The organism is Myxococcota bacterium (assembly GCA_035498015.1).
Classification (GTDB): domain Bacteria; phylum Myxococcota_A; class UBA9160; order SZUA-336; family SZUA-336; genus VGRW01.
Window position 1 is genome coordinate 1 of the sequence record DATKAO010000179.1, and the last position, 10,135, is coordinate 10,135.

Below are 10,135 nucleotides of genomic sequence, written 5' to 3' on the forward strand. Positions count from 1 at the left end.
GTCGCCCGGGTCGTCGCACAGCTTCTCGGGCGAGCCATCGCCCCAGTAGTCCTCACGGATCTCGGGCGCCGACTTCCCGACCCGGCCGTTCTCGTTCACGTCGACGCCGGAGGGCAGCCGGGTGCTGGTCGACAGGTCCACCACCACCGCCACGTCGTGGTAGCGGGAGCGGCCCGCCCCGGTGGAGCCGCGGATCTCGATCATGCCGACCGGCAGCTTCTGCACTGTGCCATCGATCGGCGCAGCGAGGTCGACCCAGACCTGCTCCTCGCCCGCGGCCGGCTTGGCGTCGGCGGCGCGGGCCGCAGGCGCAGCGATCCCCAACAGCAGGGCGAGTGCGAGAGCGGGGGCGCGGGCATTTCGGCGCACGGAGTTGCGTACTATAAGAAAACGCATGGCTCGGCTGCACGTGGGGAGGGTGTTCGCGCTCTGGCTCGTTCTGGGAGCGCCCGTGTGTGCGTTCGGCGGGGAGCTCGACCTCGCGCCGGCACGCGCGTGTCTCGAGAAGAACGCGCCCAAGAATACGATCGCGTTTCGCGCGGAGTTCACCAAGGTGGACCGCGTGGGAGGAGAGCGCACCAACCGCGCCTCCGTGATCGGCAAGCAGCTCAGCGACGGGCTGCGGCGCATCGTGGTGCGCTTCGATCGCCCGCCCGAGATGCGCGGCACGGCGATGCTCATGATCGAGGGCGCATCGGGCCCGAGTGACTTCTACGTGTACTCACCCGACGAGCGCAAGGTGCGGCGCGTGGTCGGACGCAGCAACAGCGGCCTGTTCGGCACCGACTTCAGCTACGACGACTTCGAGAACTGGCGCTCGTTCCAGAAGCACGGCCACGCCGAGCGCCTGCCCGACGCCACGATCGCGGGCCGGCCGGTCTACGTGATCGAGAGCGAGCCCGCGAAGGACGAGCAGTCGAGCTACGAGAAAGTCGTGACTTCGGTGGACCGCGAGACCTGCGTGGTGCTGCAGGTCGACTCGTTCGAGCCGGGCGGGAAGCTGCGCAAGGTGTTGCGCGCCGACCCGGCCAAGGTCGAGACGGTGGGGGCGCTGTCGGTCGCGACGGCACTCGAGCTCGAGGACGTGATCGACCAGACCAAGACCCGGGTGTCACTCGCCAACGTGAAGCTCGACACGCCGGTGCCCGACAGCAAGTTCCGGCCCGCGGACCTGTCGTCGAACTGAGTCAGCGCGCGACTGCGCCGCCCGTGCCGCCCTCGAAGCTGACTTCCACCAGCTCCTGGTCGAGCTCGGCGATCGGCAGCCAGCGCGTGTGGTTGTGCGCCACGCTGCGGATCAAGCCCACGCCGCGCGCGTAGTAGTCCTCGTAGCTGTGCAGCGGCTCGGTCTCGCGCCACTCGGGATCCCAGTGCTGGCTGCGCACCAGGATCACGTCGTCGAACGTGCCCGCGGGCACGTGCATACGGCCGACGCTCTCGACCGAGGCCGTCCAGCTCTGGTGCGAGCCACTCTGGTCGAACACCTGCACCTGATCCGACCACTGCTGCCCGGGATGCGGGTCGAGCGGCAGGATCGAGAATCCGTCGTGACCGAACAGGTGCACCACGCCGTCGGAGCCGAGCTCGAGCGCGGGCACGCGAGTCACGTAGCCGTCGGCCACGCGGTAGCCGACCAGCCCCGAGGGCTCGAGGCCGAACATCTCGCCGGCGTCGGCGCGCTCCTCGACCACGAACACGCCGCTCTCCGAGCCGCGCACCGGCCGTTCGCCGCGCGCCGTGACGTCGAGCTTGGTGCTCGTGAACAGGCCCGTGTGCAGCTTGTAGACCCAGTGCGTGCCCGGCAGCATCGGGAAGTAGTCCTGGGCGGCGGGCCCGCTGGCATGCGGCACGGGGCCTGCGCAGCTCGCGAGCAGCAGCAGAACGGCGATCGCGCGCAGCAACATCGCAGTCATTTTAGCCCTTTACCGGCGAGCCCGCGCGCGACATCCTCCGGGTGATGCGTCGCCTCGCGCTCCTCGGATTCCTGTCGCTCTTCGCCGCGTGCGCATCTCCGGCCGACATGGCCAAGGACGAGCTGGGTTCCAGCCCCTGCGCCAAGCAGGCCGCCAAGAAGTGCGAGGACCAGCTCTCCGGCTCCGACACGCAAGCCTGCATGAAGCGCGAGACCTACCTGTGCCAGGAGCTGGAGAAGAACAAGTAGGCCCGGCCGGGCTCAGGGCTGCTGGGTGTCGTCGCTGGCGGGCTTCTGGCCTTCCTGCTGCATGACCTCGCAGCGGTAGTTCTCGCGCGCGATGCAGTTGCCCAGGTCCGCCGAGCCGAGCTTGTCTTTGCAGATCTCCTTGGCTTCGCGGTAGCACTGGGTGTCGGGCTCCTTCGGCGTGGGCGTGAAGTCGCCCCCGCGGAACGAGCACGCGCCCGAGACGAGCAGCAGGAACACCGCGAACGCCCGACGAGTCACTCGGCCACTCCTTTGCGCGACCCGAAGCGCCGCGAATAGACCTCGGTGAACTCAGCGCCCAGGAACAAGAGCTGCGCGGAGTAGTAGATCCACAAGAGCACCAGCACCAGCGACCCCGCGGCGCCGTACACCGAAGTGACTCCCGCGCGGCCGAGATACACACCGATCAGCGCCTTGCCGATCGAGAACAGGAGCGAGGTCACCAGCGCCCCCAGCCACACGTCGCTCCACTCGATGTTCACCTCGGGCAGCATCTTCAGGATCATCGCGAACAGCACCGTGATGACGGCGAACGAGAGCGCGAAATTCGCCAGCGGCAGCGCCGGGCCCAACAGCGGGAAGCGCTGGTTGATGAAGCCGTGCACGGCCGAGAGCGCGGTCGAGGCCGCGAGCGACAGGAACAACAGGAACCCGCTCAACAGGATCATGGAGAAGGCCAGGGCGCGTTTGCGCAGCTGCCCTTGGAGGCCGCGCCGGCGCTTGTCGTGCACGTCCCAGATCTTGTTGAGCGAGCTCTGCAGCTGGCCGAACACGCCCGAAGCGCCGAACACCATGGTCGCCAGGCTCACGACCGTGGCGGTGACTCCCGAAGCCGGGCGGCTGGCGCGCGCAATCATCTCCTCGATGGTCTTGGCGCCGGCCGGACCGATCGCGTCCTGGATCTGGGTCACGATCTGGCCTTCCGCGGCGGCCCGGCCGAACACCAGCCCCGCGATCGCGATCACCAGCACGAGCAAGGGCGCCATCGAGAAGATGGTGTAGTAGGCGAGCGCGGCGCCGAGCGAGAGCGCGTCGTCCTTCGACCACTCGTCGAAGACCTCGCGCACGAACGCGCCCGCGAGCTTCAGCCAGTCACGCATCAGTAGCGGCGCCGTCTCCGCGCGGGGCCGAGCAGCGCGCCCAAGAGCCCGCGCGTGATCGTGGTGGCCACGGAGCGCGCCAGCGGCGAGTTCAGCACGGCTGCGATCGTGGCCCCGGCGGCCGCGACCTTCGCGACCGTGTGCCCGCCCGAGTCGCTCGCTGCGGGCGCGGCGGCCGCGGCGTGCTGCTTCTCGAGCTTCTCGGCCGCGCTCTCGCGATTCAGCGCGGTCGCGTACTTCTGCACGATGGGCGTGGCCAGGCAGCCGCGCAGCTCGAGGTCGGTGAGCGGCCCCATGCGCGAAGCCGGCGGCACCATGCGCGTGGCGAAGGGCGGGCTGGGCACGCCGCTCGCGCCGAGCACGGTGACCAGCGCCTCCCCGATGCCCAGTGACTGGAGCGTGCGCTCCACGTCGTAGAAGTCCGACTTGGGAAAAGTCCGGGCCGCCGCGCGCAGCGCCTTCTCGTCGTCGGGTGTGAACGCGCGCAGCGCGTGCTGCACGCGGCTTCCGAGCTGGCCGAGTATCTCGGGCGGCACGTCCTTCGGACTCTGGGTCACGAAGAACACGCCCACGCCCTTGGAGCGGATCAGCCGCACCACCTGGCCGACCTCGTCGAGGAACGCCGAGCTCGCGTTGCGGAACAACAGGTGCGCCTCGTCGAAGAAGAACACGAGCTTGGGCTGCGGCAGGTCGCCGACCTCGGGCAGGTGTGACTGCAGGCGGGCCAGCAGCCACATCATGAACGTGCTGAACAGCGCCGGCTTGTCCTGCACGTCGGAGAGCTCGAGCACCGAGACGATTCCTCTCCCGTCCGACGCACGCCGCATGAGGTCGTCGAGCTCGAGCTCGGGCTCGCCGAAGAAGGCGAGCGCGCCCTGCTGCTCGAGCTCGACCATCTCGCGCAGCAAGACTCCCACGGTCTGCTTCGACATGCCGCCGTAGCTCGCCAGATCGGCCGCGCCCTCGTTCGCCAGGTGAGTCAGCGCCGCGCGCAGGTCGGCGAAATCGTACAGCTCGAGCCCGCGGTCGTCGCAGTACTTGAACACCAGCGAGAGGACGCTGGTCTGCGTGTCGTTCAGCTCCAGCACCTTGGCCAGAAGCAGTGGCCCGAACGACGAGACCGTCGCGCGCACCTGCGCGCCGCGGGCGCCGGTGAGCGAGAACAGCTCCACCGCGCAGCCCGCGGGCTTCCAGGCGAACCCGGTCTCCTTGGCGCGCGCAGTGACTCGCTCGTCGGCTGTGCCCGGCACGGCGATGCCCGAAAGGTCGCCCTTCAGGTCGGCGAGGAACACCGACACCCCCGCCGCCGAGAGCTGCTCGGCCATGAGCTGCAGCGTCTTGGTCTTGCCCGTGCCGGTCGCGCCCGCGATCAGGCCGTGCCGGTTCGCCATGGCCAGCGGCAGCGCGATCAACGGCTCGGGATGACACTCTCCCGAGTAGACCGGCGCGCCCAGGACGACCGCCGGGCCTCCCGTCGGGAAGGCCGAGCGCGCAGCGGCGATGAGCTTGGCGTCCATGTCAGAAGCCGTAACCGATCCCGAGAATGTAGGCGAGATCCACCTGGCTGCTGCTCTCGGCGGGCGTCGTGTCCCAGCGCCAGACGATCTTCGACTCACCGAAGAAGCTACCCCAGATCTTGTAGCGGAGTCCGGTCTGCGCCTCGATGAGCTGGTCGTTGATGCGCTGCAGGCTCGGATACCAGTTCCCGTAGGCGAAGTAGCTGAGCCCCGGGTACATCTGCCAGTCGAGCTTCGAGCCGACGCGCAGCGCGATGTAGTTGTTGTCGGGGGTGTCGTCGGTGAAGTTCTCCGAGATGAAGGTGGGGCCAGCGTCCACGCTCCACTTGAACGTGTCGGTCTCGTAGAACTGATAGCCGGCGCCGAGGCCGGCCGTGAAGCGCAAGCCCAGCGAGGACACGCGATCGCGTTCGGCCTTGGTGTTCGCCCACCCGAACCACTGCTTGCCGAAGAACAAGTCGTACTGGAGCTCGCCGTACTCGCGCGACGCCGTGACGGACTTGTCGGGAGACTGGTCGCTGCTCGTGTTCCTCTCTTGTGAGGTCTCGGACCGGTACGCCGCGCCGAAGGTGATCCGGTCCGTCTCACTGCGCCGCACCGCGTTGAGGTCGAGGTTCGCGGCGGTCTTCACCGTGTTGCCGCGCTCGATGTCGGCCCCGACCACGATCTGGCCCTTCCACTGCACGGGCTCCGGGTTGACCTTCACCGCCGAGGCCAGCGGGATGGTCTGTGAGCTCAGCTTGTCGTTGCCCGCGGTGGTCACACTGCCGGGCTGCGCGGCCACCAGCTTGTCGACGATCACCGAGCCGCCCTCGAGCTGGAGCGTGACCGGCTCGTCGGTCGAGAGAGTCGCGATGTCGGCCCAGTTCAGCGCCACGGTGCCCGCGACCTTCGAGTCAAAGGCGAGCTTGCCGTCCTTGAGCGTGGTGAGCTTGCCGGTCAGCTTGTCGCCGTTGGTGAACTGGATCTCGTCCGCGTGCGCGGACGCATGTTGGAAGACGAAGGCGGCGAAGATGGCGAGCGCGATGCCTTTCACGGTGTCTCTCCTCCCGATTCGAGCGTTCGACGCGCCATCATACCCGGCGCTAAGCTGCGCGAATGCGCTTCGAATCGCTGGCGATCCCCGAGGTGATCCGCGTGGAGCCGCGGGTATTCCGCGACGCGCGCGGCTTCTTCCTCGAGAGCTACCACGAGACGAAGTTCGCCGAGGCCGGGCTGCGCACGCGCTTCGTCCAGGACAATCACTCGCGCTCGGCGCGCGGCACCTTGCGGGGGCTGCACATGCAGGTGGCGTTCGCGCAGGGCAAGCTCGTGCGCTGCACCGCGGGCGAGGTCTTCGACGTGGCGGTCGACGTGCGCCCGCGCTCGCGGACCTTCGGTCAGTGGGTCGGCGAGACACTCTCGGCCGAGAACTTCCGCCAGCTCTGGGTGCCGCCGGGCTTTCTCCACGGCTTCTGCGTCACGAGTGACTCCGCCGAGATCCAGTACAAGTGCACCGAGCTCTACCGCCCCGAGGACGAGCTGGGCGTGATCTGGAACGACCCCGACCTGGCAATCCGCTGGCCGGTCGCCGAGCCGCTGCTCTCGGGCAAGGACGCGGCGCTGCCGCGCCTGCGCGAGGTCGAGCAGCGGCTGGCCGCCGGGTCGCGCTAGGCCGAGAGCAGCGCGCGGGCGCGCTTGGCCGCGCTGGCCTCGAACGACTCGCGCGAGACCGCCACGCGCCGGCGCAGCTCGGCCTCGCGCAGCCCGCGGCGCGCCGACACCGGAAGGTGTTGGGCGAGCTCGGGCGCATCGAGGCCGCGCGGCAGCGCGCGCTCGAGCCCCGCCAGCGCGCGAAAGTAGGCGGTCTGACCAGGGAGCTTGCGGCAGCCGTCGACCAGCGCCGCGATCACCTCGGCGCGCTCCGCGTCGCCGAAGCCCGGGAAGCGCGCGACCGCTTCGCCCCAGCCGTCGAGGAACGGCGCGATCGGCAGCAACAGCTCGCGGTGTGCGCGCAGCGCGCGCGCGCGCCGCAGCGGGTAGTGGCGGTGGCCGTCGCGCGCGAGTGAGTCGCGGTAGAGCGCGGCGGCGCGCGCGAAGGCGCCGCCGTAGCGTCCGAGGCCGGCGCGGGCCAGGTCGGCGAAGGCGGGCGCGGCCGCTCCGCCCAGGCCCTGCATCACGTCGCCCGCGTTGTGAGTCAAGATGGCCGCCAGCCGCAGCGCGTCGAGCTCGCGCCCGCGCTCGGCGGCCGTGCGCTCGAAGGCCCGCGCCTCGCGCCACAGCTCGGCCTCGATCGCCGCCTCGAGCTCGGCTGCGCCTGCCGCGTCGTGCGCCGCGCGCGCGGCGCGCAGCCCGCCGCACCACACCGACAGTCTCTCGCCGTCGTGACCCGAGACCGCGCCCGCGCCCGCGACCCGCACCACGCGCGCCGACACCGGCTCCGGGTCCCACGCGGCGGCGCGCAGCGCCAGCGCGCGCATGCGCGGCAGCTCGTCGCTGCCGCGCGCGTCGTGCCAGAGCGCGTGCCGGACCTTGGTGTCGACGTCGGTCGGCACCCAAGTGGCCACCGTGGCGAAGTGCGCGGCGAGACACAGCGCGAAGTACTCCGTGCGCTCGGACGGCGTGGGCCGCTCGCGCGCGGGGAGACTCTCGCCGGCGCGCACGATGGCGAAATACTCAGTCGCGGGCGCGAGCTCGACGTCGTCCCAAAGCCACGGCGCCGTGTTGCGCACCAGGCCCGCGAGCGTGCGCGGGCCGATGAAGCCCGCGAAAGCGCTGCGCGGCTCGGGCGCCGCGGCGCAGCCGAGTGACTCGCTCATTGGTCGACCACGAGCACCGCCGCCTCGCAAGGCGCGAGCACGAGCTGCGCCGCGTTCGCCGGCAGCTCGACGCCCGCCTGCGTGCGCAGGCCGTCCATCACGGCGGCCGGCGGGAAGTCGGGCGAGCGCTCCTTGGGCGCGAAGTTGAGCGCGACCAGCGCGCGCGAGCCCTCGAAGTGGCGCTGCCAGGTGAGAACGCCGTTGGGCGAGGGCAGCTCGCGGTAGCTGCCGCGCTCGAGCGCGGGCGTGCGCCGGCGCAGCGCCAGCAGGTCGTGGTAGAGCCACAGGATCGATGCGCGGTCCGCGCGCTGCGCCTCGACGTTGCGCGTGCGCCAGCCGTCGGCGAGCGGCAGCCAGGGATCGCCGGTCGTGAAGCCCGCGCCGGGCTGGTCACTCCACTGCATGGGGGTGCGCTCGCCGTCGCGCGACGCCTTCTCGTGCAGGGTCCAGGCGAGCGGGTCCTGGCGGCGCTCGGGCGGTATCTCGCCGTTGCGCATGGCGATCTCCTCGCCGTAGTAGAGAAAGGGCGTGCCGCGCGCGGCGAGCATCAGCACCGCGAGCGCGCGTGCGCGCGACTCACCGTACTCGGGGTCGTCGTAGCGGGTGGCGTGGCGCACGACGTCGTGATTCGACAGCACTAGGTCGGGCCAGCCCTCCGGCGGCACGGCGCGATCGAAGTGCTCGAGCTCGCGCCCGAACGCGCTCGCGTCCCACTTGGCGAGCAGGAGCGCGAAGTTGAAGGCGAGATGCAGCTCGTCGCCCTTGCCCAGATAGGTCGCGACCTGGTCGGGCACGAGACCCACCTCGCCCACCGCGGCGCGCTCGTCGTAGCCGTCGAGCAGCTTGCGAATGCGCTTCAGGAACGGGTGGATGTCGGGATGGTTCTCGTCGTTCACATGCCGCTGGCCGCCCCAGCCCGGCCCGGGCCGGTCACTGGGCGGGTTGTCGCGCAGCGCGGGGTCTTTGGCGATGCGGTGGATCACGTCGATGCGGAAGCCGTCGACCCCCCGGTCGAGCCAGAAGCGCAGCACGCCGTGCATGGCCGCCTCGACCTCGGGATTGCGCCAGTTGAGGTCGGGCTGTTCCGCGAGAAACGAGCGCAGGTAGTACTGACCCGTCGCCGGGTCGAGCTGCCAGGCCGGCCCGCCGAACATGGCGGCCCAGTTGTTGGGCGGGCCGCCGCCCGGCGCCGGGTCGCGCCACACGTACCAGTCGCGTTTGGGATTGGTGCGGCTGGAGCGTGACTCGCGGAACCACGCGTGCCGGTCCGAGGTGTGATTCGGCACCCAGTCGAGCATCACGCGAATGCCGCGCGCGTGTGACTCGGCCACGAGCGCGTCGAACTGCAAGAGGTCGCCGAACACGGGGTCCACGTCGCAGTAGTCCGACACGTCGTAGCCGAAGTCGGCCATGGGCGAGGGGAAGATCGGCGAGAGCCAGATCGCGTCGATGCCCAGCCACGCCAGGTGGTCGAGCCGGGAACGGATGCCCGCGAGGTCGCCCACGCCGTCGCCGTTCGCATCCATGAACGAGCGCGGGTAGATCTGGTAGACGACGCCGTGCTTCCACCAAAGTCGATCGGACATGGGCTCGAATCTAGCCGTACAGGGCCGCGATTTCCGCGGCGCTGGCGCGCACGCGGGCGCGCAGCTCTTCCGGGGCCACCACCTCGACCGCGGCTCCGAAGCCGAGCAGCGCGCTCTCGGCGTACTCGAGCTTCTCGAACACCAGGGTCCGGCGCTGCCAGCCGTCGGCGTCGAAGCTCGGCTCCGGCTGCCCGGCCGCGCGCCGCACCGGGTCGCCGAGCCGCTCCACCCAGTGAGTCGCGCCGGGCGCGACCCGGATCGTCACCGGCACACCCGGCAAGCTGGCCTCGAAGCGCGCCGCCCAGTCGCGCCAGAAGCCGCCCAGGTCGAAGTCGCGCTCGCGCGCGAACTCCACTTCGGTCACTTCCAGCTTCGCGATGCGAGACACCCGATACACGCGCAGCTCGGTCCCGATCCGGCCCACCAGATACCAGAGGCCCGTCTTGAGCCCGAGCGCGAGCGCGTCGACCTCGCGTTCCACCCCGCTGCCGTCGCCGCGCTGGTACGCAAAGCGCACGCGCCGGTCGCTCCACACCGCCACGGCGAGTGACTCGAGCGCGGGGTGCTCGGGCGCGGGCTGGAACCAGCCGCGCGTGTCGAGGTGGAAGCGCTGGTCGGCGAGCGCCGCCGCTGCGCGCAGCCGCGGCGGCAGCGCGGCGAGCAGCTTCTGCTGCGCGCGCGCCAGCATGCTGCCGAGCCCGAGCTCGGCCGCCGGACCCGGCAGCCCGGCCAGAAACAGCGCCTCGGCCTCGCCCGCGTCGAGCCCGGTGAGCTGCGTGCGGTAGCCGTGCAGCAGCCGACACCCGCCTCCCGGCCCGCGCTCGGTGACGATCGGGATGCCCGCGGCACCCAGCGCCTCGAGATCCCGGTACACCGTGCGCAGCGAGACCCCGAGCTCCTGCGCGAGCTCGGCCGCAGTCCCGTGCCCGCGGTTCTGCAGCAGGAGCAAGAGCGA

General features: G+C 70.7%; 12 protein-coding genes. 3 read left to right on the top strand and 9 right to left on the bottom strand.

Annotation, left to right across the window (positions count from 1 at the left end; genetic code table 11):
- Nucleotides 1-369 (bottom strand): hypothetical protein (locus VMR86_15945; GenBank protein HTO08540.1); only part of this gene is annotated, 369 nt, incomplete at its 3' end.
- A 25-nt stretch (nt 370-394) separates the two neighbouring features.
- Here VMR86_15945 and VMR86_15950 point away from each other — a divergent pair.
- Nucleotides 395-1,186 (top strand): outer membrane lipoprotein-sorting protein, encoded by a 792-nt coding sequence (locus tag VMR86_15950; GenBank protein ID HTO08541.1) that lies wholly within the window; start codon nt 395-397, stop codon nt 1,184-1,186.
- A 1-nt stretch (nt 1,187) separates the two neighbouring features.
- On the opposite strand, the gene VMR86_15955 is transcribed toward VMR86_15950, so the two are convergent.
- Nucleotides 1,188-1,913 carry a hypothetical protein gene (locus VMR86_15955; protein ID HTO08542.1) on the bottom strand — a complete coding sequence of 242 codons (726 nt, stop codon included), beginning with the start codon at nt 1,911-1,913 and terminating at the stop codon, nt 1,188-1,190.
- A gap of 44 nt (nt 1,914-1,957) precedes the next feature.
- On the opposite strand from VMR86_15955, the gene VMR86_15960 reads away from it, so the two are divergent.
- Nucleotides 1,958-2,161, top strand: coding sequence for a hypothetical protein (locus VMR86_15960; protein ID HTO08543.1), 204 nt, complete (start codon nt 1,958-1,960; stop codon nt 2,159-2,161).
- Nucleotides 2,162-2,173: 12 nt separating this feature from the next.
- Here the strand turns inward: VMR86_15960 and VMR86_15965 are convergent, their stop codons facing one another.
- From VMR86_15965 to VMR86_15980, 4 genes are read right to left on the bottom strand one after another with little or no spacing between them, the layout of a single operon-like run.
- Nucleotides 2,174-2,419: a hypothetical protein gene (locus tag VMR86_15965; GenBank protein ID HTO08544.1), complete on the bottom strand. Its 246-nt coding sequence runs from the start codon at nt 2,417-2,419 to the stop codon at nt 2,174-2,176.
- Nucleotides 2,416-3,279 (bottom strand): YihY/virulence factor BrkB family protein, encoded by an 864-nt coding sequence (locus VMR86_15970; protein ID HTO08545.1) that lies wholly within the window; start codon nt 3,277-3,279, stop codon nt 2,416-2,418. Before VMR86_15970 ends, VMR86_15965 begins: the two co-directional genes overlap by 4 nt.
- Entirely contained in the window at nt 3,279-4,796 is a 1,518-nt protein-coding gene (locus tag VMR86_15975) for a helicase HerA-like domain-containing protein (GenBank protein ID HTO08546.1), read from the bottom strand. Before VMR86_15975 ends, VMR86_15970 begins: the two co-directional genes overlap by 1 nt.
- Before the next feature lies 1 nt (nt 4,797).
- Nucleotides 4,798-5,832, bottom strand: a complete 1,035-nt coding sequence (locus tag VMR86_15980; protein HTO08547.1) for a DUF481 domain-containing protein — start codon at nt 5,830-5,832, stop codon at nt 4,798-4,800.
- A gap of 62 nt (nt 5,833-5,894) precedes the next feature.
- Here VMR86_15980 and rfbC point away from each other — a divergent pair, with 62 nt between their 5' ends.
- Nucleotides 5,895-6,449, top strand: a complete 555-nt coding sequence (rfbC, locus tag VMR86_15985) for a dTDP-4-dehydrorhamnose 3,5-epimerase (protein ID HTO08548.1) — start codon at nt 5,895-5,897, stop codon at nt 6,447-6,449.
- Here the strand turns inward: rfbC and VMR86_15990 are convergent.
- From VMR86_15990 to VMR86_16000, 3 genes are all read right to left on the bottom strand, one after another.
- A complete protein-coding gene (locus VMR86_15990) occupies nt 6,446-7,594 on the bottom strand; it encodes a hypothetical protein (GenBank protein HTO08549.1) in 1,149 nt (382 codons plus the stop codon). The genes rfbC and VMR86_15990 overlap by 4 nt on opposite strands.
- Nucleotides 7,591-9,180 carry an alpha-amylase family glycosyl hydrolase gene (locus tag VMR86_15995; GenBank protein HTO08550.1) on the bottom strand — a complete coding sequence of 530 codons (1,590 nt, stop codon included), beginning with the start codon at nt 9,178-9,180 and terminating at the stop codon, nt 7,591-7,593. Before VMR86_15995 ends, VMR86_15990 begins: the two co-directional genes overlap by 4 nt.
- A 10-nt stretch (nt 9,181-9,190) precedes the next feature.
- On the bottom strand, nt 9,191-10,135 hold a 945-nt coding region (locus tag VMR86_16000; GenBank protein HTO08551.1), incomplete at its 5' end, for a WYL domain-containing protein.

Excerpts from the sequence above, each read along its gene's own strand:
- VMR86_15955 (HTO08542.1), bottom strand. The coding sequence starts at position 1,913 with ATGACTGCGATGTTGCTGCGCGCGATCGCCGTTCTGCTGCTGCTCGCG.
- VMR86_15990 (HTO08549.1), bottom strand. The coding sequence starts at position 7,594 with ATGAGCGAGTCACTCGGCTGCGCCGCGGCGCCCGAGCCGCGCAGCGCT.
- VMR86_15950 (HTO08541.1), top strand. The coding sequence starts at position 395 with ATGGCTCGGCTGCACGTGGGGAGGGTGTTCGCGCTCTGGCTCGTTCTG.
- VMR86_15960 (HTO08543.1), top strand. The coding sequence starts at position 1,958 with ATGCGTCGCCTCGCGCTCCTCGGATTCCTGTCGCTCTTCGCCGCGTGC.
- rfbC (HTO08548.1), top strand. The coding sequence starts at position 5,895 with ATGCGCTTCGAATCGCTGGCGATCCCCGAGGTGATCCGCGTGGAGCCG.
- VMR86_15970 (HTO08545.1), bottom strand. The coding sequence starts at position 3,279 with ATGCGTGACTGGCTGAAGCTCGCGGGCGCGTTCGTGCGCGAGGTCTTC.
- VMR86_15995 (HTO08550.1), bottom strand. The coding sequence starts at position 9,180 with ATGTCCGATCGACTTTGGTGGAAGCACGGCGTCGTCTACCAGATCTAC.
- VMR86_15975 (HTO08546.1), bottom strand. The coding sequence starts at position 4,796 with ATGGACGCCAAGCTCATCGCCGCTGCGCGCTCGGCCTTCCCGACGGGA.